Source organism: Ferrovibrio terrae (assembly GCF_943371255.1).
GTDB classification, from domain to species: domain Bacteria; phylum Pseudomonadota; class Alphaproteobacteria; order Ferrovibrionales; family Ferrovibrionaceae; genus Ferrovibrio; species Ferrovibrio terrae_B.
Genome location: NZ_CALRUC010000043.1, coordinates 13,120 through 31,890 on the forward strand (window position 1 = coordinate 13,120; position 18,771 = coordinate 31,890).

Below are 18,771 nucleotides of genomic sequence, written 5' to 3' on the forward strand. Positions count from 1 at the left end.
CTCAGCGACCGCCTTTCTTGGCCGGCTTGAACCGTGCCGTGCCGGCGATGAAGGCCCAGAGCTGCTCGGTCAGGCGCTCACGACCCGGCCGTTTCGGTGCCGCCAGCGCCTGGCCGATGGCCTGGCGCAAGCCGCCGAGGACCATGGCACCGAGCAGATGCGCGTCGAGATCGCCGGGGATGTCGCCGCGCGCCTGCGCCAGTTCGATGTTGTGAGCCGCGAGTTCGATATGGCGGGCAAGCCGCGCCGCCTCGACAGCGGCGACCTCCGGTGTGCGGCTCAGCTTGGCCAGGATCACCGGCGCCAGCGGTTCGGCATAATGGAAGGCGACCATGCGCTCGAGCCGCAGCCGCTCGCGCTCGCCCCAGCCGGCACCGGGCTTGGGGTTGATGTCCATGACGGCCGCCTCGAAGCGGTCGTAGAAGGCTTCGACCACGGCGGCGATCAGCCCGGCCTTGGAATTGAAATAGTGATAGCTCAGGCCCGCCGAGATGCCGGCGGCGCGCGCCACATCGGCGATTTCGCATTCGCCCTCGCCGGCGATCAGCGCCTCGGCAGCCGCCGCGAGAATCCGCAGCCGGGTATCGCCGCCCTTGGGCGAAGCGGCGACATTGGGCGGCAGGAGCTGGGCGGCGGTGACACGCAGTTTAGCCATGGCCGGAGTTTAATTGAATTCAATTCAATCCGCAACAAATGCTTGGGTCGCAGGCGGAGCACACCGTAGAATGCGGCGCCGGCGAGTCCGCCGCCGGCTGAAAACCAGACGAAAGAAGACGCCGTATGACCCTCTCCCACAAGATGTTTAGCCGCAAGACATTCACCCGCGGCCTTCTGGCCGCCGCTGCGCTGCTGGCGCTGGCGCCGGTCTCGCCCGTGCTGGCGCAGGCCTATCCGAGCAAGCCGGTCCGCGTGGTGGTGCCCTTCCCCGCCGGCGGCACCACCGACATCCTGGCCCGCCATATCTCGGCCAAGCTGAGCGAGCGGCTCGGCCAGCAGTTCGTGGTCGACAACAAGGCCGGCGCCGGTGGCAATATCGGCACCGAATTCACCGCCAAGGCCGATCCCGATGGCTACACCATCATGATGGGCACCATCGGCACCCATTCGATCAACATCAGCCTGTATTCCAAGCTGGGCTATGACCCGGTGAAGGATTTCGCCCCCGTCTCGCTGGTCGCCATGGTGGCCAATGTGCTGGTGGTGCATCCGTCCGTGCCGGCCAAGACCGTGCAGGAATTCATCGCGCTGGCGAAGGCGCAGCCGGGCAAGCTGAATTTCGGCACGCCGGGCAACGGCACCTCGGGCCATCTCTCGGCCGAGCTGTTCAAGACCATGACCGGCACCGACATGATCCATGTGCCCTATCGCGGTTCGGGCCCGATGCTGACCGACCTGCTGGGCGGGAACGTGCAGTTCACCTTCGACAACCTGCCCTCGGCCCTGCCGCATATCCGCTCCGGTGCATTGCGTGCGCTGGGCGTCACCACGCCGAAGCGCTGGCCCTCGACGCCGGATATCCCGACCATCGCCGAACAGGGCCTGCCGGATTACAGCGCCACCGCCTGGTTCGCCATGTATGCCCCGGCCAAGACGCCGGCGCCGATCGTGGACAAGCTGAATGCGGAAATCGACGCGATCCTGAAGACGCCGGAGATGAAGGCGCAGTTCGACCAGCAGGGTGCCGATCCCGTCGGCGGCAAGCCGCAGGTGCTGGCCGACCTGATGAAGACCGAGATCGACAAATGGGCCAAGGCCGTGAAGGCCTCGGGCGCCAGGATCGATTGAGGAAAAATGGAATGAGATCCCCGCCAAGAATCGATTCTTGGGTGGGGATGACGATTAAACATAAGTCGTCATGCCCGGCCTTGTGCCGGGCATCCATCTGCCAGTTCCGATGCGCGGATAGTTGGGATGGACCCTCGGGACAAGCCCGAGGGTGACGACTTGTGTTGAACCCGGGGCCCTCCCTCTCCCGCTTGCGGGAGAGGGTTGGGGTGAGGGTCTTACTTCTCGATATTCTCCGGCAGATGCCGGAACGGCAGCACCGAGAGATCGAACGCCGCCGGGCCGGGCGTGTCGACATCGACGATGACGGCCGCGCGATCCACGAAGGCAGCGCGGAAATGGTTCTTCGCTTTGGCGGCGATCAGCCGCGTGCCGGCCAGATTGATGCCATGCAGGCGGAAATAGGCCGGATCGATGCCGGCCTGGCAGCTGGAGGTGATGATGATCTTCACCCGGCCAGCCCGCAGCACGGCGGTATCGCCCAGATCGACCGCCATGCCGGTCTCGAACGGGCCTTCATTGACAAAGCGGCCATCGGTGAGCGCCACCACTTCAACAGTTGCCACCACCGGCGCGCCGAAATGCGGCGCGATCCGCCCGCCGAGCTTGGCCGCAATGCGGCTGCCGATGCCGGCCGTCCTGGCCTGCTGCACCAGCGCGGGATCGTAGAGGAAGGCAAACACGGCTTCGCCATCGGCGCGCGTTTCCATCAGCTCGCGCAGCAGCCCCGTGGTGTCGCCGATGCCGCCGGACAGCGGATTGTCGCTTGGCTCGACCACGCAGACGAGGCCCGGTGTGGCCAGCGCCTGTGCCAGTCCTTGCGCTGGCGTCGGCAGGCTGGCCTGGAACTGCATGCGCCGCGCATAAAGGCTCGCCGCGACCGTATCCGCAGCGGCCTGCGCCTGCGCCGCCGTTTCGGCATAGCTGAGAATGCCGGCGCCGGCATCGGGACTGTCACCCCAGACGAAACCGCCGAACACGGTGATGTCCTTCACCCCGTCACGGCACAGCGCCCTGGCCTCGTTGACCGTGTCGGCCATCGGCCCAGCCGCGGTGCGCATGTTGAAGCTGTGCAGCAGCGCCGGGATTTTCTTCACCGCGCCATGCCGCTTTGCATCGCCAGCGGCCAGCCGCTCCAGTTCGGCCAGCACGAGGGCGGCTGTTTTGTCCATATCGACATGCGGGTGCGTCTTGTAGCCCGAGGCGAAATCGACCAACTGCACCAGATCGGGGGAAATATTGGCATGCAGGTCGAAGCTGACGCCCAGCGGCGTGGTGCCGATGGCGGCACGCACGCGGCGGATCAGCTTCAGGTCGGCCTGCGGTTCGCTGACCGCGACCAGCGCGCCATGCAGCGAGAGATAGACGGCATCCCAGTGCTGTCCCTGCAGCCCGCGCAGCATGTCGGCGACAATGCGTTCATACAGCGCATCCTCCACCGGGCCGCCGGGCGGTGCCGAAGCGCAGCGCAGCACCTGCACGTCCCAATCGGCATGGGCGTCGATGAAAGCCGCCACGGCACCCAGCTCGGTGCCAGTGCCGCGATAGCGCGCGAGAGGACCGGCGCCTTCGAACCATTCGCGGCGCTCGAAATCGGCCAGTATGGTGGGCAGCGGGGAGAAGCTGTTGCCCTCATGCCAGAGGCGGGCAACGGCGAGGCGTTTTTTGGTCATGACTCCGGTTTAGCCGAATTCAACCGGAAAAGACAGGTAGCCGCGGAAGCGCGCGCGGCCGCCGCGCACGGCCTGGCCGCTGCTGCGGAACGCGGGGAAGCGCGCCAGCAACTGACCGATGGCAATCTGGCCTTCCAGCCGCGCCAGCGACATGCCGGCACAGGCATGGATACCGGCACCGAAGGCCAGATGGCGATTGGGCGTGCGGCCCACATCGAGGCGGTCGGGATCGGGGAACTGCGCCGGATCGCGGTTGGCGGCGCCGATGCACAATGTTACCAGCGTGCCAGGCGCAAAGGTCACGCCGCCGATCTCGGCCTGCTCCACCACGCGGCGGTTGCCCAGCTGGTTGGAGGATTCAAAGCGCAGGAATTCCTCGATGGCCGTGCGGATCAATCCGGGATCGGCGAGCAGGCGCTGCTTCTGGTCGGGCCAGTCGAGCAAGGCGGCAATGCCGTTGCCGATCAGGTTGGTGGTGGTCTCATGGCCGGCATTGAGCAGGAAGATGCAGTTCTGCACCAGCTCGGCCGCCGTCAGCCGTTCGCCGCCGTCTTCACCGGCGATCAGCGCAGCCAGCACATCGCCATAGCCATCCTCGCCGGCTTTCGACGACCAGGCGGCGATATGCTTTTCGAGATAGGTCTCGAATTCGACAGTGGCGCGGTTTCCGCTTTCGGCCCGTTCTGGCGTCAAGACCGGCTCCAGCGCGCCGAGGATGGCGAGCGACCAGTCGCGCAGCAGGTGGCGGTCTTCATGCGGCACCGCCAGCATGTCGCCGATGATCTCGACTGGCAGGGCCGAGGCGAAATCGGCGATCACATCCATGCCGCCCTGTTTCGCCGCGCTATCGAGCATGCGTTCGACCAGCAGCACGAAGCGGCCTTCCAGCAGCTTGAGCGCGCGGGGGGTGAAGGCCGGTGCCAGCAGACGGCGTACGCGGGTGTGCAGGGGCGGATCGTTGAACACCAGGCTGGTGGTGTGATGGCGATAGAGCGGCGTATCCGTGCCGTATTTCGGCGCGAATTCGATCTTCTTGTCGGAGGAGAAGCTTTTATTGTCGCGATAAACCGCCTGCAGGTCGTCGTAGCGGGTCAGGAAGTAACTGCCGTCCGGCATGCGGCGTACCGGGTCTTGCTCGCGCAGCAGATGGTAGACCGGATAGGGATTGTCGAGGAAATCCCGGTCCAGTGCGCGCAGGTCGAAGCCCGCAACCCTGTCGACGACCTCAGGGCGTGAAGTTGCCGTCTCCGCTGTCGGATTTTGCATCGGGTTTTCCTCCGGCGGCCGTCTTTTGTGCGGCCGTTGTGGTCTGGGCGAGGTCCGGCGGCACGATCACGCCGCAGGAGATAATCAGCTTCATCGCCTGGTCGACGCTCATCGACAGGATCTTGATGTCGCGCCGGCGATAATAGGTCATGTAGCCGCCGGTCGGGTTCGGCGTGGTCGGCACATAGACGGTGACGAGATCCTCGCCGAGCTGCTCCGACACCTCGCCGCCCTGCACGTAGTTGGTGACGAAGGCGATGGTCCAGGAGCCCGTCGATGGCCAGGGCACCAGCGCCACCTGGCGGAAGGAATTGCCCGACTGGCTGAACACGGTTTCGAAAATCTGCTTCAGCGCCGAATAGACGCCGCGCACGATCGGCATGCGGGCGACGATGCGCTCGCCCAGCCTGAGCAGCGTGCGCCCCATCAGGTTGGTGGCGAGGAAGCCGATCAGGGTGAGCAGCACGAAAGCCGCGATCAGTCCCAGCCCCGGAATACCGAAGGGCAGATTGTAGGACGGGATGAAGCGTTCCGGTTCGTAACCCAGCGGCACCAGGCTGCGCACGTTGCGGTCGATGGCTTCAATGGTGATGAAGACCAGATAGATGGTCAGGCCGATCGGCGCGGTGACGATGATGCCGGCGAGGAAATAGTTGCGCAGCCGGGTGAACAGGCTGAGCTTGGGCACCGGCGCCAGGATGTGCAGCTCGGTCTCGGGCGGCGGCGTGTCAGACGGTGTCTGGGTCATCGGGTGTTACGAGGCGAAAAAATTGCGAAGCGCGACATAGGTTTCCTCAGGCGCCTCCTCGGGCAGGAAATGCCCGCTGTTGACCGCATGGCCGCTGAGCGGCCCGCTGACCTTGCTGCGCCAGCAGTCCATCACATCATAGGCCTTGCCCATCAGGCCCTTCGATCCCCACAGGATCAGGGTCGGGCAGACCACGCGCTTGTCTTCATCGGCGCGGTCATGCTCCAGGTCGATGCTGGCGGCGGCACGGTAATCCTCGCAGGAGGCATGGATGGTGGCCGGGTCGCTGAAGCAGCGCAGGTATTCCTGCATCGCTTCCGGGTCGAAGCTGTGACCGGCGCCCGACCACTGGCCGGTCTTCTTGCGGAAATAGAATTCCGGATCGGCGCCGATCATGCGTTCGGGCATCGGCTCGGGCTGGATCAGGAAGAACCAGTGGTAATAACCGGTGGCGACCACCTGGTTGACGTTTTCATACAGCGTGCGGGTCGGGATGATGTCGAGTGTCGACAGCTTTTTCACCCGGTCGGGGAAATCGAGCGCCAGGCGATGCGAGACGCGGCCGCCGCGGTCATGGCCGGCGAGGAAGAACTGATCGAAGCCGAGCGTGGCCATGACCCTGGCCTGGTCGGCCGCCATGGCGCGGAAGGAATAGCTGGAATGATCGGGCATGGTGGCCGGCTTGGAACTGTCGCCATAGCCACGCAAATCCGGGCAGACCACGGTGAACTCTTCGGCCAGCCGGGGCGCCAGCTTGTGCCACATCGCATGGGTCTGCGGATAACCATGCAGCAGCAGCAGGGCCGGCCCCTTGCCGCCGATGCGCAGATTGATCTCGGCGCCCTCACCGGCGACACGCTTTTGCTCAAATCCCGGAAACAGCACGTCTCAGCTCCCTCATCCCGCTCTGGACCAGGCCAGTCTAGCAGGGGAATCAGGCGCTTGCATGCCCCGGCCGGCCGGCTAGAGTGAAGCCAAGCCGTTTTTTGGGGAAGGAATCGATTTCATGCGTCTGTCGGGCAAGGTGGCAATCGTAACGGGTGGCGGGTCAGGCTTTGGCGAGGGCATCGCCAAGCGGTTTGCGGCCGAGGGCGCTGCCGTGGTGATCGGCGATCTCAATCTCGCCGCGGCCGAAAAGGTGGCCGGCGAAATCAAGGCTGCCGGGCACAAGGCGCTGGCGGTGGCCGCCGATGTCAGCCAGGCGGCGCCGATGCAGGCGCTGGTCAAGGCGGCGGTGGATACCTTCGGCGGGCTGGACATCATGGTCAACAATGCCGGCATGCCGCAGCGCAATGCCTCGCTGCTGGCCACCGACGAGGCGACATTCGACAAGATCTTCGCCGTCAATGTGAAGAGCATCTACCTCTCGGCCATGCATGCCGTGCCGGAAATGCGCAAGCGCGGCGCCGGCTGCTTCATCAACATCGCCTCCACCGCCGGCGTGCGCCCCCGCCCCGGCCTGGTGTGGTATAATGGTTCCAAGGGCGCCGTCATCACGCTGACCAAGGCGATGGCGGTGGAACTGGCGCCGGAACAGATCCGCGTGAATGCGCTGAACCCGGTGGCCGGCCTGACACCGATGCTGAAGGAATTCATGGGCGGCACCGAGACCGAGGAAATGAAGGCGAAATTCGTCAGCACGATTCCGATCGGCCGGTTTTCGACGCCGACCGATATCGCCAATGCCGCGCTGTATTTCGCTTCCGACGAGGCGAATTTCATCACCGGCGTCTGCATGGAGGTCGATGGCGGCCGATGCATCTGATCCGCAGGCTTTCCATCCTGTCTGCCCTGCTGCTGGCCCTGCCGGCCGTGGCGCAGACGCCGGCGCAGACCCAGATGCCGGCCCAGGCCGCACCGCAGGCCATGCCGCCGGCGCAGACCACACCGCCGACCCCGACGGTGACCGATCCGCGCGCCGCCGCCGAACCGGACAACCAGTCGATCAAGCCGAAGACCGCGCCCAAGCCGGCAGCCAAAAGCAGCACGGCACCGCCGCGCAACCAGACCATGGCCTTCACCCTGCCCGACCTGGTGCCGATTGCCGAGATTCCGCGCGGCAAGTCGGTGATGATCCAGGGCGTGGTGCTGTCGCCGCAGGCCAGCACCTTCGTGCTGAATGACGGCAATTCCAGCCAGGTGATCACCATCGGCCCGACCTGGCGCGACCTGACCAAGGTGAAATCCGGCGACCGCGTGCGCGTGATCGGCCAGATGGACCCCTATGGCACGCCGGTGTTCCGCGCCGGCAGCCTGCTGCTGGAAAACAACCGCATCGTCGTGGTGCCCCCAGCCAGCTAATGGCGGCCATAACCCCGGGTTAAGCCCGCCGGCCAAAAAGGCAGGAGACAGCGCCGCGTCCCGGCGCAAGGATAGGCTTCGCGATTTCCCTGTCCGGAGCCTTGCATGAGCGACATCCTGATCCTGCGCGGCCAGCATCTGCTGACCGATCCGCGCCTGAAAGCCGCCGGCCTGATCGCCGATGGCGCCGTCGCCATCCAGAATGGCACGGTGCTGGAAACCGGCGTCTTCCCGGCGCTGGCCGCCAAACATCCCGGCGCCAGGGTGCTGGGCAACGGCAGGCAGCTGCTGCTGCCCGGCCTGGTCGATGCCCATAGCCATGGCCGCGGCCTGTCGCCGATCCAGAAGGGCGTGCGCAACGACTTCCTGGAAAACGCGTTGTTCGACTGGGCCTATATGCCGGTGCTGCCGCCGGAACTGACCGCCGGGGTGTGCGCCTGGCGCCATCTGCGCAGCGGCTGCACGACGCTGCATCATAACGGCTTCGACGATGACGGCGCCGAGGGCGCGCGCCGTGCCCGCATCGCCATCCGCACCTATCTCGACAGCGGCATTCGCCTTGCGTTCAGTCCCGGCTTCCGCGACGAGAGCAAGCTGGCGATGGGCGGCGAAGAGTTTCTCGAAACCCTGCCGGCCGGGCTGCGCGACAAGGCCAAGACCCTCGTCGCCTTCGACCGCGATGCGCTGATGGACAGCTATTTCAATCTGTTCGACGAGCTGCATGCCAGCTTCAACACCGACGACAGCGCCATCCTGCTGGCGCCCTGCTGGGCCCATGGCGCCAGCGAAGCGTTTCTCACCCGCGTGCGCGACGCCAGCGACAGCCATGGCAACGCGATGATCCACATGCACCTGCTGCAGAGCCCGGTGCAGAAGCAGTGGGGCCTGCGCCGCAACAACAAGCCGACCGTGCAGTGGCTGCACGAGCTGGGCCTGATGAACGAGCGCACCGCCTTCGGTCATGCCATCTGGGTGACGGAGGAGGATATCGCACTGATGGGGGCGCAGGGCGCCACGGTGACGACGCATCCGAGCTGCAACTTCCACATGCGCAACGGCATCACGCCGGTGATGGCGATGCGCGCCGCCGGTGTCAACGTCGCCATGGGCATGGACGACAAGACCATCAACGACGACGAGGACGCGGTGATGGAGCTGCGCATGATGCACAAGGTGCATCGCCTGAGCACCTTCAACCTGCGCGAACGCCCGATGGATGCCTATGAGGCGCTGGAAACCGCCACCGTGAACGGGGCGAAAGCCAGCGGCTTCGCTGGCCGTGTCGGCGCGCTGCTGCCCGGCTGGAAGGGCGATGCCATCCTGGTCGACCTGGAGCGTGTGAACAACGACCCCTGGATCGACCCCGCCTTCGATCCGGTGGAGGCCTTCATCGAACGCGCCATGGGCGTGGATGTGAACACCGTGGTGGTGGGCGGCAAGGTCTGTGTCGAAGACCACGTGGTGAAGTCCATCGACGTGCCGGCGCTCTCGGAAGAGGTGCGCAAGTTCTGCGCCAAGGGCCTGACGCCGGAACATCGCGCCCGCGCCGACCTGCTGGCACAGATCAAGCCCTATGTGCAGGACTGGTATGCCGGCTGGGAAACCGGGCTGGTCGACACGCCCTTCTACGCGGTGAACAGCCGGGTGTAGGCCCCGCTCACCATTCCTGTTTGCGCCGCTGGGCGCCGACCGTGCCCTTCGGGCATTGCTTGTACATGGCCTTGACCTGTCCGACTTCGGTGCGGCGGATATGCACCAGGTAGTCGGTCCAGGTCTTGAAGCCGTCGACCAGATCCTTCAGCACCACGCATTCGACCGGCGAAAAATCCACCAGCTGGCGCGAGGCCACGGTTTCGTTGGCGGCGCGTTGCGCGGCATTCGGATCGTTTGGCCAGTTGCGCTTGTAGGCGCCGGCGCGGATTTCCACCGCATCCTGGAATTTCGCGGCATTGGTGGTGTCGAATGCGGACCAGAGATGAATGATGCTGCCATCCAGCCCGCGCCGGGCGCAGGCGCGCGCATGGTCGCGGATCACCATGCCAGCACGGATCATGGCCTCGGCTTCCATCTCGATGGAATTCATGCAGATGTCCGGGCGGCGTTCGCGCCGGCCCGGGCCCAGCTCCTGCGCGAGGGCAGGCAGCGCAATCGCGGCGACCAGCAGGCCAGACAGCAGATTGGGCAGCAGGCGCCGCAGCATTACCGTTTGTTCGAAATCGCGGCTACGAAGGTGGCGGCGGCATCGGCGGCCATATCGACCTGGGACGAGGCGATATTCGGGGCCTGGTCGAGCGCCTGCCGCACCGCCTGCGCCTCTTGCGGCGGCAGGCGATTGAGGATCGCTTTGGTGCGTTCTGGCCCTGCCACCCGCAGGAACGCCACCAGCTTGTCCCGGCTCATGCTTGCACTCGCTCCACGCTCCGGTCCCGGGATCACCCCGGGCCTGCCGGCATTTTAGCCCAGTCCGGCGATAATATCACGGCAGGGTTAAGCCCGGGTTATCCGGGATTTACCGCTATCCGCCCTTGACCCAGTCAGCCTTTAGCCTTGGGCGCCGCCTTCATCATCGCCAGATAGATCGGCATGACGATGTTGGTGAACTTGTTCTGTCCGTATTGCAACTCGTCCATCGCCGCCTTGACCATCTGCACGGTCGGGTAATACGGCACGATGACATAACCATGCTTGCGCAGCGCGCCCACCACGGCATTGGCCTGCTTGGTGTAGTTCTCGAAGAAATAGCTGCTGTCGGACTCCTTGATCGCCTCGGAGATCACCTCCACCGGCGCGATCGGCTTGATCGCCTGCGGCCGCCAGTTGTAACCCTCTGGCGGAGCGTTGGGATTGTTGCGATCGTCGGAATCAGCCATGGCGCTACTGCCCGATCTGCCTTAATCGGCCGTCAGGCGCACGCCATTCGGCCATTCGCGCCCGGTATCCTTCAGCTCCGGCGCTTTGGCCGCCGCCGGCCGCGGCTTGTCCAGCTCGCGCACCGCATGGGCGACCTTGTGTTCCATCGCCACATCGGAGGGCTGGCGCAGGCGCATCTTCAGATAGGCCTCGCGGAAGGCCTCGGCGACGCGGCGCTCCAGCACGCTGCCCGGGCCGGTGACGCGGCGACGGATGATGATGCCGAGCGCGTCGATGTTCAGGCCGATGATGGCATGCAGGCGATAGGTCGGATTGGTGAGGCCGTCGCAGAGATTCTTCAAACTATCGGCATACAGCGTGACCAGCGGATAGCCGAACAGGCTGCCCTGCCCCTTCAGCTCCAGCGCCAGGTCGCGGATCCATTCGTAATAGCGCGCACGGCCGATGGAATTGAACGATGCCGAGCCCCACGCCTCTTTCAGCGTGTGCAGCATCTCGCGGGCGGATGCTTCGAATTCGGCCTGGTTCTTCACGATCACCTTCTCGATCTTGCCACGCAGATCCGGGCTCAACCGCACGTCATGTCCGCGCGTGAAGTTCACCGCCTTGCGTTTCAGATCGCCCCGGTTGGCTATCAACCGACCGGCAGCGTGGGGATCGAACATCGCGCGCCTCTCACAGACCGACACCGCTCCGGGCCGCAAAATGGCCGAATCGGACGATCCACCATGAAATCATCGTGGCAGGCAAACCGGTTAGCAACAGGGAAAGCGCAGCAAGACTGTCTGCCGGCCGGTGCGACTCCGTCGCAGGGCGACCCGGCGACGTTCAGGCGTCGCGCCGGATGACCCGCAGGCGGTGATTGCAGATGTCGATCTTGTCGGCCATGCGGGCACGCCAGATCCTGTCGGCTTCCTGCTCGGTGGGAAACGGGCCGTAGCGCTCCTCGGTTCCGGAGATCGGAGCCGGGTCAGCCAGATCCTTGAAAATGCCGCCTTCGACGTAAAACTGGGTCATGATCCTTCATCCTCCGGGCTAGCACCGGAATGGGCACATTATCCCGCAACTGCGAAGGAATTTGTAGCCCCTTAAAGGTTGTAAGTTGGTAACCGCCGCTACGGTTTCGGCGGAAGTTCGCTGTCCAGCGTCATCCGGACGGCCGCGACCACACCAGCCCAGTCACCGGGTGTGGTCTGCCGGAAACAGCGCATCGAGGGGTAGAACGGGCTGTCGGCCCGCTCCAGCTGCCAGTACCACAGCAGGCCGAAGCCCGGCGCCGGCAGCAGCAGCCAGGTCGGCAGCCCCAGCGCCCCGGCCAGATGGGCCGCCGTGTTGCTGGTGGTGATGACCAGGTCCAGCGCGGCGTATTGTGCGGCCGTGGCATCCAGGTCGCGCAGCGGGTCGATGGCGGGATCGTGCCACAGCAGGTCGCCGGCCTCCGCCCGCTCCGGCGCGGTCTCGCCATATTGCAGGTCGACCCAGAACAGGTCCGGCCGGGCCCGCAGCAACGGAGCGAGATCGGTGAGCGCCAGCGATTTCTGCGCGCCATACACGGCATTGCTGCTGCGCCAGGACAGGCCGATGCAGGGCCGTCCGCCAGCGCGGGCCGCCAGCCGGTCGCGATAGGCGACCGTGGCATCGGCATCGGCCTGCAGGACTCCGGAGATCATTGCGGCAGCTTACGGGCCAGACCATGCTGGCGCCAGCATGACTTCGAATCACTCCTCCCCGCTGCCCCGCCTGATGCAGGCCGGCATGACGGCACTGCAGGCTGGCGACCTGGATGCCGCACTGCTGCGCTTTGGCGAGGCGCGTCGCATCGCGCCGACGGATGTTGCACTGCTGCGTTCGCTGGCAGCGCTGTACCAGCATGCCGCGCGCTGGGGCGAGCTGTGGTCGGTGGCCGAGACCGGACTGGCCCTGCATCCCGATGATGCCGGCTTCAGCATCGCACGCATTGCAGCGCTGGGGGGCGCCGGCTGCACCGCCGCGGCCCTGACCCTGGCGCAGGCGCAGAGCCGCATGACACCCGACGATCCGCAGCTGGCGCAGCATCACGGCACCCTGCTGCTGCAGACTGGCGATGCGGCCACCGCCCTGCAGATCGGCAAGGCGGCGCTGGCCCGTCACCCCGACATGCCGGCCCTGCTGGGCATGGCGGCCGAAGCGGCGTTCCGGCTGGGCGATCATGCATCGGCGCGCGGCTGGCTGGATCATGCCGTGACGCTGGAACCGCAGAACCGCACATTGCGCCTGGCGCGCGCCACCATGCTGCTGAGCCTGGGCGACTGGGCGCCGGGCCTGGCCGATTACGAATACCGCCTGCTGCCGGATGCGACGCGCGAGATTGTGCGCCGCGACCTGCATATTCCGCGCTGGCAGGGCGAAGACCTGGGACAGCGCGGCCTGCTGGTCGTCGCCGAGCAGGGTGTGGGCGACCAGATGCGTTTCCTGCGCGACATCCTCGCGCTGCAGCCGTTCTGTGGCCGCATGATCGTGGAATGCGCCGCACGGCTGGTGCCGCTGCTGCGCCGCAGCCTGCCCGAGGGCATCGCCGTGGTGGCCGCCGAGGAACAGCGCGACGGCCGCCGCCATGTTTTCGACTACGGCTGGCTCGCCAGCCAGAGCCACGCCATGGGTGGTGCGGATTTCTATATCGAGATGGGCAGCATCATGCTGCGGCTGTTCGAACGCGGTGTCACGCCCGGGCACTGACCCTTGCCGGCAGCGCAGGACGGCCTAGCTCTCCCCTCCTCAACTCTGTCGCGGGTCTGCCATGTCGCGTTACCGTCTTGCCGCCTGCCTGCTCATGCTGGGCGCCCTGCTCTCGGGCTGCGCCACGCAACGGCCCGATCCAGCCGGGCAACAGGCCTATGGCGCCTTCCAGCTTGAGCCATATTTCACCGGCCAGGTGAAAGCCTGGGGCCTGTTCGAACCGCGCTTCGGCGGCAGCATCCGGCAATTCACCGTCGACATCCTCGGCCGCCGCGACGGCGCCACGCTGGTGCTGGAGGAGGATTTCAAATTCAGCGACGGCGAGACCCAGCGCCGGGTCTGGCGCATCCAGCCCGACGGGGCTGGCGGCTATGGCGGGCAGGCCGATGACGTATACGGAACCGCCCGCGGCCGGGTGGCCGGCAATGCCCTGCAATGGGCCTATGACCTGCGCCTGAAAACCGATGACGGCGGCCTGGATGTGGCCTTTGACGACTGGCTGTACCGGTTTGACGACGAGGTGGTGCTGAACCGCGCCATCGTGCGGAAATGGGGCCTTCCGGTGGGCAGCATAACCTTGGCTTTCCGCAAAATACGCTAGGCCCGCCCGTTGGTTGACGGGGGCCGGCCGACGACCTATGGTCGCCGCGCTTTTCGGCCCCTGCCGCGTTTCGGGGCGGCCGGAAAAGGCTTCGTGAGCCCGTAGCTCAGCTGGTAGAGCAAGCGACTTTTAATCGAGAGGTCCCGGGTTCGAATCCCGGCGGGCTCACCAACCTCTCCCTTCAGTGATCGATAAATCACAGCGCCAGGCTATTCCGCAGTATATGCTGCGGGAAACCGGAGGATTTTGTGAACCGGCAGATTGTCGAAAGCAGGTTCCGCCTCGACGCCGACCTGCATTTCATCCGCCCTGAACTGGCGCATCTGGCTGCCCTCTGGGACGAGGCGCGTGCCGGCCGGGTGGCGCCTGACCGGGCCGATTTCTCGCCCTTCGTGCTGCGCCCCTACCTGCCCCGGGTGCTGATCTACGAGATCGTGCGCACCGAAACGACGCGCCGCTTCCGCATCCGGCTCTACGGCACGCTGATCAGCCAGTATTCTGGCCGCGACCCGACCGGCCGCTTCGTCGACGAGATCATGAGTGAACAGGCCTATGCCGACTTCAATGCCGGCCTGTCCTATGCCACCGACCAGAAACGGCCGCTGCGCGCCGCCGGCAGCTATTATTTCGTCGACCGCAGCTTCGTGCAGTTTGAATCGGTCACCCTGCCGCTCACCGTCGGCGGCAACGAGATCGACCAGCTGCTCAACATCACCTATTACGACGACGAGGCATGACCATGGCCGATAACGAAGCCCGGCAGACGCGCGATGCGCAACTCACCCGTGCCCTGCGCCGCTGGGAAGGCGAAGGCGGCGCAACCCACCACCAGGCGCTCGAAGTCTCGGAAAGCAATGTGCTGAAATGCCTCGGCGCCGCCGTGGTGATGAGCTGGAACGAGCTGCCGCAACCGGTCCAGCGCCGGCTGTTCCTGCAGGCGCTCAGCATGAACGATACGCATGACCCGAGCGAGCTGAAGACGCAGATCGGCCGTTTCCTGCATCTGCACAAGGACGACGAGTCCTACCGGCTGTAGCCGCGCAGCATCCCGGTTTCACCAGGATTGCACCAGGCGGAAGAGCAGATGCGCCAGGCCATAGGCGATGGCGGCAAACACCGCCGCGATGCCGAAGACCTTCAGATGGCGCAGCAGCATCTATAGAGGCTCGATATCCCCGAGCGCCTGAGTGGCGTGGAACTCGGCCGCGAAAGCCTCCAGCCGGCCTTCCGGGATCGCCGCGCGCATGCCCTGCATCAGATCCTGGTAATAGGTCAGGTTATGCGCGGTCATCAGCATGGAGCCGAGGATTTCATCCGACCGCACCAGATGATGCAGATAGGCGCGGCTGTAGTTGCGGCAGGCCGGGCAGCGGCAGTGCTGGTCAATCGGCCGCGGGTCTTCGGCATGGCGGGCGTTGCGGATGTTGATGGTGCCGCGCCGGGTGAAGGCCTGGCCGTTACGGCCTGAGCGTGTCGGCATCACGCAGTCGAACATGTCGATGCCGCGCTGCACGGCGCCAACGAGGTCTGACGGCTTGCCCACGCCCATCAGATAGCGCGGGCGATCCTGTGGCAGATGCGGCGTGGTGACATCCAGGGTGGCGAACATCTCGTCTTGCGTTTCGCCCACCGCCAGACCGCCGACAGCATAGCCGTCGAAGCCGGTGGCGATCAGGCCTTTGGCGGATTCTTCGCGGAGCGCCGCATTGGTACCGCCCTGCACGATGCCGAACAGGCCATAGCCGTCGCGCAGCTTGAACGCCGCCTTGCAGCGTTCGGCCCAGCGCAAGGAAAGCTGCATCGCCTGCGCCACCCGCCGGTCGTCGGCCGGCAGCTTGACGCATTCATCCAGCTGCATGGTGATGGTGGCATCGAGCAGATGCTGGATCTCGATCGAGCGTTCCGGCGTCAGTTCGTAGCGCGCGCCGTCGATATGCGACTGGAAGGCGACGCCGTCCTCGCTCACCTTGTTGAGCTGCGACAGCGACATCACCTGGAAACCGCCGGAATCGGTGAGGATCGGGCCGGGCCAGTGCATGAACTTATGCAGGCCGCCCATCTTGGCGACGCGCTCGGCAGTCGGCCGCAGCATCAGGTGATAGGTGTTGCCCAGGATGATCTGCGCGCCGGTCTCGGCCACGGCTTCGGGCGTCATCGCCTTCACGGTCGCGGCCGTGCCCACCGGCATGAAGGCCGGTGTGTCGATGGCGCCATGGGCGGTCTCAAGCCGCCCGCGGCGGGCGGCGCCATCGGTGGCGCTGACGGCAAAACGAAGGGTCATGTTGGGCTGGCCTGTCTGAACAGCAGGCTTGTATCGCCGTAGGAGTAGAAACGGAAGCCCTTCTCCACCGCATGGGCATAGATCGCCCGCTGGGCGTCCAGCCCGACAAAGGCCGCCACCAGCATGAGAAGCGTCGATTTCGGCAGGTGGAAATTGGTCAGCAGGCCGTCGACGATGCGGAATTCAAAGCCCGGGGTGATGAAGATATCGGTATCGCCGGCAAAGGGCTGCAGCGCGCCGCCGCGCGCGGCGCTTTCCAGCAGCCGCAGCGAGGTTGTCCCGATGGCGATCACCCGGCCACCCCTGGCGCGGGCGGCGGCAATGGCGGCGACGGTCTCGGCTGTCACCTCGCCCCATTCGGCATGCATCTTGTGGTCTGCGACGCGGTCAACTTTCACGGGCAGAAACGTGCCGGCGCCGACATGCAGGGTGACACGGGCAAAGCCGATGCCCTGCGCTTTCAGGCCTGCGATCAGTGCCGGGGTGAAATGTAGGCCGGCGGTGGGGGCGGCAATCGCGCCGGTCTTTTCGGCAAACACCGTCTGGTAGTCGGCCCTGTCCTGTGCATCGGCCTTGCGCTGGGCGACGATATAGGGCGGCAGTGGCATGCTGCCGGCGGTTTCGAGCGCCTGCAGGAGATCTCCATCCTCGCGGTCGAACCGCAGGATGATCTGGTCGTCGTCGCGGCCGAGCGTCTCGGCGACGATGCCGCCATCGAACAGCACGCGGTCGCCGGGCTTGAGCCGCTTGGCCGGGCGGGCCATGGCGGTCCAACGCCGCTCGCCGACCGGCTTGAGCAGCAGGGCTTCCACGCGCACTTCGGGGTCACGCTCGCGGCGGCCATAGAGCCGCGCGGGAATGACCCTGGTGTCGTTGAACACCAGCAGGTCATCGGGCCGCAGCAGGCCGGGCAGATCAGCCACCGTGAGCGGGCGCGGGTCGATGCCGCCGGCATGCAGCAGCAGCCTGGCGGCTTCACGCGGCACGGCCGGCCGCTCGGCGATCAGCGCCGGCGGCAGCTCGAAATCGAAATCGGAGACCAGCATCGCGATGCCCTCACGCCTGAGGGCGGCAGGTCAGACGTCGGCGGCGACGCGCATCGACACGATCTTGTCCGGATCGCTCACCGAGCCGTTGCGGGCCTGGCTGCCGCGCTTGATCTTGTCGACATGCTCCATGCCCTCGGTCACCTGACCCCAGACCGTATACTGCTTGTCGAGGAAGCGGGCATCGGCGAAGCAGATGAAGAACTGGCTGTCGGCGCTGTGCGGGCTGCTGGCGCGCGCCATCGAGCAGGTGCCGCGCACATGCGGCTCGTCGTTGAATTCCGCCTTCAGGTTCTCGCCCGAACCGCCGGTGCCGTCGCCACGCGGATCGCCGGTCTGGGCCATGAAGCCCTCGATCACGCGATGGAATTTCAGGCCGTCATAGAAATGCTGGCGTGCCAGTTCCTTGATGCGGGCGACATGGTTCGGCGCCAGGTCGGGGCGCAGCGCGATGGTGACGCGGCCGTCCTTGAGTTCAAGATAAAGCGTGTTTTCCAGGTCGTCACTCATGGCTGGTCCTTCTTGGTCTTACTTCACGTCGGCAGCGACGCGCATGCGGATGATCTTGTCAGGGTCGACGACGCTGCCGCTGCCCGGCGCGCCCTTCTTGATATTGTCGACCAGTTCCATGCCGCTGACCACACGGCCCCAGACCGTGTACTGGCCATTCAGATGCGGCGCATCGTCGAAGCAGATGAAGAACTGGCTGTCGGCGCTGTTGGGGTCGCTGGTGCGCGCCATCGACACGGTGCCGCGGCGATGCGATTCCCGATTGAATTCCGCCGCCAGCTTCTGGCCCGAACCGCCGGCGCCGGTGCCGGTGGGATCGCCGACTTGCGCCATGAAGCCGCGGATCACGCGATGGAAGGCCGAGCCGTCGTAGAAGCCCTTGCGGGTCAGTTCCTTGATGCGCTTGACGTGGTTGGGCGCCAGATCGGGCCGCATGGCGATCACCACGCGGCCGCCGCTCAGCTCCATGATCAGGGTGTTTTCCGGATCGGCAGCCTGCACCTGGGTCTGGGCCTGCCCGGCAAACGGCAGCAGCGCGGCAATGAAACCAAACGCGATAAAGTGACGGCGCGAAAACAGATCGGGGATCATTCTTCACCCTTGGCTTTGCGCGCCGCGATACTGACGCGCATGCGTTCGGCCACGCGCGGCGACACGAACGGGCTGATATCGCCGCCCAGCATGGCGATTTCCTTGACCAGGCGGGAGGCGATGAACTGGTGGTTGTCGGATGCCATGAGGAAGACGGTCTCAATCTCGGAATTCAGCCGGGCATTCATGCCCACCATCTGGAATTCATACTCGAAATCCGACACCGCGCGCAGGCCGCGGATGATCATCACCGCGCCCAGATCCATGGCGAAATGCATCAGCAGGTTGGAAAACGGCTTGACCTCGAATTCGGTGGCGCCGGGCATGAGAGGGCCGATTTCCTCGCGCACCATCTCGACGCGCTCTTCCATCGAGAACAGCGG

General features: G+C 65.6%; 24 protein-coding genes and 1 tRNA gene. 9 read left to right on the top strand and 16 right to left on the bottom strand.

The features are described from left to right. Window position 1 precedes the first annotated feature (1 nt). Window positions 2-655 (bottom strand): TetR/AcrR family transcriptional regulator, encoded by a 654-nt coding sequence (locus AAG799_RS11050; RefSeq protein ID WP_341895887.1) that lies wholly within the window; start codon window positions 653-655, stop codon window positions 2-4. Between the two features lie 125 nt (window positions 656-780). Here AAG799_RS11050 and AAG799_RS11055 point away from each other — a divergent pair, with 125 nt between their 5' ends. Further along, window positions 781-1,785: a tripartite tricarboxylate transporter substrate binding protein gene (locus AAG799_RS11055; protein WP_341895888.1), complete on the top strand. Its 1,005-nt coding sequence runs from the start codon at window positions 781-783 to the stop codon at window positions 1,783-1,785. Between the two features lie 218 nt (window positions 1,786-2,003). Here AAG799_RS11055 and AAG799_RS11060 read toward each other — a convergent pair whose 3' ends face one another. From AAG799_RS11060 to AAG799_RS11075, 4 genes are read right to left on the bottom strand one after another with little or no spacing between them, the layout of a single operon-like run. Further along, window positions 2,004-3,458, bottom strand: coding sequence for a M81 family metallopeptidase (locus AAG799_RS11060; RefSeq protein WP_341895889.1), 1,455 nt, complete (start codon window positions 3,456-3,458; stop codon window positions 2,004-2,006). A gap of 9 nt (window positions 3,459-3,467) precedes the next feature. Continuing rightward, the gene (locus AAG799_RS11065) at window positions 3,468-4,724 is read right to left on the bottom strand and encodes a cytochrome P450 (RefSeq protein WP_341895890.1); all 1,257 of its coding nucleotides are present in this window, start codon (window positions 4,722-4,724) and stop codon (window positions 3,468-3,470) included. Beyond that, window positions 4,684-5,472, bottom strand: coding sequence for a DUF502 domain-containing protein (locus AAG799_RS11070; RefSeq protein ID WP_341895891.1), 789 nt, complete (start codon window positions 5,470-5,472; stop codon window positions 4,684-4,686). The genes AAG799_RS11065 and AAG799_RS11070 overlap by 41 nt, the downstream gene beginning before the upstream one ends. Before the next feature lie 6 nt (window positions 5,473-5,478). After that, window positions 5,479-6,357 carry an alpha/beta hydrolase gene (locus AAG799_RS11075; protein WP_341895892.1) on the bottom strand — a complete coding sequence of 293 codons (879 nt, stop codon included), beginning with the start codon at window positions 6,355-6,357 and terminating at the stop codon, window positions 5,479-5,481. Between the two features lie 121 nt (window positions 6,358-6,478). Here AAG799_RS11075 and AAG799_RS11080 point away from each other — a divergent pair, with 121 nt between their 5' ends. From AAG799_RS11080 to AAG799_RS11090, 3 genes are all read left to right on the top strand, one after another. Next, window positions 6,479-7,237, top strand: a complete 759-nt coding sequence (locus AAG799_RS11080) for a glucose 1-dehydrogenase (RefSeq protein WP_341895893.1) — start codon at window positions 6,479-6,481, stop codon at window positions 7,235-7,237. Then, window positions 7,228-7,773 (top strand): hypothetical protein, encoded by a 546-nt coding sequence (locus AAG799_RS11085; RefSeq protein WP_341895894.1) that lies wholly within the window; start codon window positions 7,228-7,230, stop codon window positions 7,771-7,773. The genes AAG799_RS11080 and AAG799_RS11085 overlap by 10 nt, the downstream gene beginning before the upstream one ends. A gap of 105 nt (window positions 7,774-7,878) precedes the next feature. After that, window positions 7,879-9,423: an amidohydrolase family protein gene (locus AAG799_RS11090; RefSeq protein WP_341895895.1), complete on the top strand. Its 1,545-nt coding sequence runs from the start codon at window positions 7,879-7,881 to the stop codon at window positions 9,421-9,423. 7 nt (window positions 9,424-9,430) lie between these two features. On the opposite strand, the gene AAG799_RS11095 is transcribed toward AAG799_RS11090, so the two are convergent. The 6 genes from AAG799_RS11095 to AAG799_RS11120 form a co-directional block, all read right to left on the bottom strand. Then, window positions 9,431-9,973: a hypothetical protein gene (locus AAG799_RS11095; protein ID WP_341895896.1), complete on the bottom strand. Its 543-nt coding sequence runs from the start codon at window positions 9,971-9,973 to the stop codon at window positions 9,431-9,433. Continuing rightward, on the bottom strand, window positions 9,973-10,173 hold the full coding sequence (locus AAG799_RS11100; protein WP_341895897.1) for a hypothetical protein: 201 nt from the start codon (window positions 10,171-10,173) through the stop codon (window positions 9,973-9,975). The genes AAG799_RS11095 and AAG799_RS11100 overlap by 1 nt, the downstream gene beginning before the upstream one ends. A gap of 134 nt (window positions 10,174-10,307) precedes the next feature. Continuing rightward, a complete protein-coding gene (locus AAG799_RS11105; protein ID WP_341895898.1) occupies window positions 10,308-10,643 on the bottom strand; it encodes a hypothetical protein in 336 nt (111 codons plus the stop codon). A gap of 21 nt (window positions 10,644-10,664) precedes the next feature. Then, window positions 10,665-11,309, bottom strand: coding sequence for a hypothetical protein (locus AAG799_RS11110; RefSeq protein WP_341895899.1), 645 nt, complete (start codon window positions 11,307-11,309; stop codon window positions 10,665-10,667). 163 nt (window positions 11,310-11,472) lie between these two features. After that, the gene (locus AAG799_RS11115) at window positions 11,473-11,661 is read right to left on the bottom strand and encodes a hypothetical protein (protein ID WP_341895900.1); all 189 of its coding nucleotides are present in this window, start codon (window positions 11,659-11,661) and stop codon (window positions 11,473-11,475) included. 98 nt (window positions 11,662-11,759) lie between these two features. Further along, window positions 11,760-12,314: a hypothetical protein gene (locus AAG799_RS11120; RefSeq protein ID WP_341895901.1), complete on the bottom strand. Its 555-nt coding sequence runs from the start codon at window positions 12,312-12,314 to the stop codon at window positions 11,760-11,762. 37 nt (window positions 12,315-12,351) lie between these two features. On the opposite strand from AAG799_RS11120, the gene AAG799_RS11125 reads away from it, so the two are divergent. From AAG799_RS11125 to AAG799_RS11145, 5 genes are all read left to right on the top strand, one after another. Next, window positions 12,352-13,359: a tetratricopeptide repeat protein gene (locus AAG799_RS11125; protein WP_341895902.1), complete on the top strand. Its 1,008-nt coding sequence runs from the start codon at window positions 12,352-12,354 to the stop codon at window positions 13,357-13,359. 61 nt (window positions 13,360-13,420) lie between these two features. Then, window positions 13,421-13,960: a DUF3833 domain-containing protein gene (locus tag AAG799_RS11130; RefSeq protein WP_341895903.1), complete on the top strand. Its 540-nt coding sequence runs from the start codon at window positions 13,421-13,423 to the stop codon at window positions 13,958-13,960. 95 nt (window positions 13,961-14,055) lie between these two features. Continuing rightward, window positions 14,056-14,131, top strand: a tRNA-Lys gene (locus tag AAG799_RS11135). Between the two features lie 77 nt (window positions 14,132-14,208). Then, entirely contained in the window at window positions 14,209-14,697 is a 489-nt protein-coding gene (locus tag AAG799_RS11140) for a PAS domain-containing protein (protein ID WP_341895904.1), read from the top strand. 2 nt (window positions 14,698-14,699) lie between these two features. Continuing rightward, on the top strand, window positions 14,700-14,996 hold the full coding sequence (locus tag AAG799_RS11145) for a hypothetical protein (protein ID WP_341895905.1): 297 nt from the start codon (window positions 14,700-14,702) through the stop codon (window positions 14,994-14,996). Between the two features lie 120 nt (window positions 14,997-15,116). Here AAG799_RS11145 and tgt read toward each other — a convergent pair whose 3' ends face one another. The 5 genes from tgt to coaD form a co-directional block, all read right to left on the bottom strand. Then, window positions 15,117-16,241: a tRNA guanosine(34) transglycosylase Tgt gene (tgt, locus tag AAG799_RS11150; RefSeq protein ID WP_341895906.1), complete on the bottom strand. Its 1,125-nt coding sequence runs from the start codon at window positions 16,239-16,241 to the stop codon at window positions 15,117-15,119. Next, window positions 16,238-17,287 carry a tRNA preQ1(34) S-adenosylmethionine ribosyltransferase-isomerase QueA gene (gene queA / locus AAG799_RS11155; protein WP_341895907.1) on the bottom strand — a complete coding sequence of 350 codons (1,050 nt, stop codon included), beginning with the start codon at window positions 17,285-17,287 and terminating at the stop codon, window positions 16,238-16,240. The genes tgt and queA overlap by 4 nt, the downstream gene beginning before the upstream one ends. 30 nt (window positions 17,288-17,317) lie before the next feature. Further along, window positions 17,318-17,797: a peptidylprolyl isomerase gene (locus tag AAG799_RS11160; protein ID WP_341895908.1), complete on the bottom strand. Its 480-nt coding sequence runs from the start codon at window positions 17,795-17,797 to the stop codon at window positions 17,318-17,320. Window positions 17,798-17,815: 18 nt separating this feature from the next. Further along, the gene (locus AAG799_RS11165; protein WP_341895911.1) at window positions 17,816-18,265 is read right to left on the bottom strand and encodes a peptidylprolyl isomerase; all 450 of its coding nucleotides are present in this window, start codon (window positions 18,263-18,265) and stop codon (window positions 17,816-17,818) included. A gap of 119 nt (window positions 18,266-18,384) precedes the next feature. Further along, on the bottom strand, window positions 18,385-18,771 hold a 387-nt coding region (coaD, locus tag AAG799_RS11170), incomplete at its 5' end, for a pantetheine-phosphate adenylyltransferase (RefSeq protein ID WP_341895909.1).

What these genes read in the sequence shown, in the direction of transcription:
- AAG799_RS11050 (WP_341895887.1), bottom strand. Translation starts at nt 655, where the DNA reads ATGGCTAAACTGCGTGTCACCGCCGCCCAGCTCCTGCCGCCCAATGTC.
- AAG799_RS11055 (WP_341895888.1), top strand. Translation starts at nt 781, where the DNA reads ATGACCCTCTCCCACAAGATGTTTAGCCGCAAGACATTCACCCGCGGC.
- AAG799_RS11060 (WP_341895889.1), bottom strand. Translation starts at nt 3,458, where the DNA reads ATGACCAAAAAACGCCTCGCCGTTGCCCGCCTCTGGCATGAGGGCAAC.
- AAG799_RS11065 (WP_341895890.1), bottom strand. Translation starts at nt 4,724, where the DNA reads ATGCAAAATCCGACAGCGGAGACGGCAACTTCACGCCCTGAGGTCGTC.
- AAG799_RS11070 (WP_341895891.1), bottom strand. Translation starts at nt 5,472, where the DNA reads ATGACCCAGACACCGTCTGACACGCCGCCGCCCGAGACCGAGCTGCAC.
- AAG799_RS11080 (WP_341895893.1), top strand. Translation starts at nt 6,479, where the DNA reads ATGCGTCTGTCGGGCAAGGTGGCAATCGTAACGGGTGGCGGGTCAGGC.
- AAG799_RS11085 (WP_341895894.1), top strand. Translation starts at nt 7,228, where the DNA reads ATGCATCTGATCCGCAGGCTTTCCATCCTGTCTGCCCTGCTGCTGGCC.
- AAG799_RS11090 (WP_341895895.1), top strand. Translation starts at nt 7,879, where the DNA reads ATGAGCGACATCCTGATCCTGCGCGGCCAGCATCTGCTGACCGATCCG.
- AAG799_RS11095 (WP_341895896.1), bottom strand. Translation starts at nt 9,973, where the DNA reads ATGCTGCGGCGCCTGCTGCCCAATCTGCTGTCTGGCCTGCTGGTCGCC.
- AAG799_RS11100 (WP_341895897.1), bottom strand. Translation starts at nt 10,173, where the DNA reads ATGAGCCGGGACAAGCTGGTGGCGTTCCTGCGGGTGGCAGGGCCAGAA.
- AAG799_RS11105 (WP_341895898.1), bottom strand. Translation starts at nt 10,643, where the DNA reads ATGGCTGATTCCGACGATCGCAACAATCCCAACGCTCCGCCAGAGGGT.
- AAG799_RS11110 (WP_341895899.1), bottom strand. Translation starts at nt 11,309, where the DNA reads ATGTTCGATCCCCACGCTGCCGGTCGGTTGATAGCCAACCGGGGCGAT.
- AAG799_RS11115 (WP_341895900.1), bottom strand. Translation starts at nt 11,661, where the DNA reads ATGACCCAGTTTTACGTCGAAGGCGGCATTTTCAAGGATCTGGCTGAC.
- AAG799_RS11120 (WP_341895901.1), bottom strand. Translation starts at nt 12,314, where the DNA reads ATGATCTCCGGAGTCCTGCAGGCCGATGCCGATGCCACGGTCGCCTAT.
- AAG799_RS11125 (WP_341895902.1), top strand. Translation starts at nt 12,352, where the DNA reads ATGACTTCGAATCACTCCTCCCCGCTGCCCCGCCTGATGCAGGCCGGC.
- AAG799_RS11130 (WP_341895903.1), top strand. Translation starts at nt 13,421, where the DNA reads ATGTCGCGTTACCGTCTTGCCGCCTGCCTGCTCATGCTGGGCGCCCTG.
- AAG799_RS11145 (WP_341895905.1), top strand. Translation starts at nt 14,700, where the DNA reads ATGGCCGATAACGAAGCCCGGCAGACGCGCGATGCGCAACTCACCCGT.
- tgt (WP_341895906.1), bottom strand. Translation starts at nt 16,241, where the DNA reads ATGACCCTTCGTTTTGCCGTCAGCGCCACCGATGGCGCCGCCCGCCGC.
- queA (WP_341895907.1), bottom strand. Translation starts at nt 17,287, where the DNA reads ATGCTGGTCTCCGATTTCGATTTCGAGCTGCCGCCGGCGCTGATCGCC.
- AAG799_RS11160 (WP_341895908.1), bottom strand. Translation starts at nt 17,797, where the DNA reads ATGAGTGACGACCTGGAAAACACGCTTTATCTTGAACTCAAGGACGGC.
- AAG799_RS11165 (WP_341895911.1), bottom strand. Translation starts at nt 18,265, where the DNA reads ATGGAGCTGAGCGGCGGCCGCGTGGTGATCGCCATGCGGCCCGATCTG.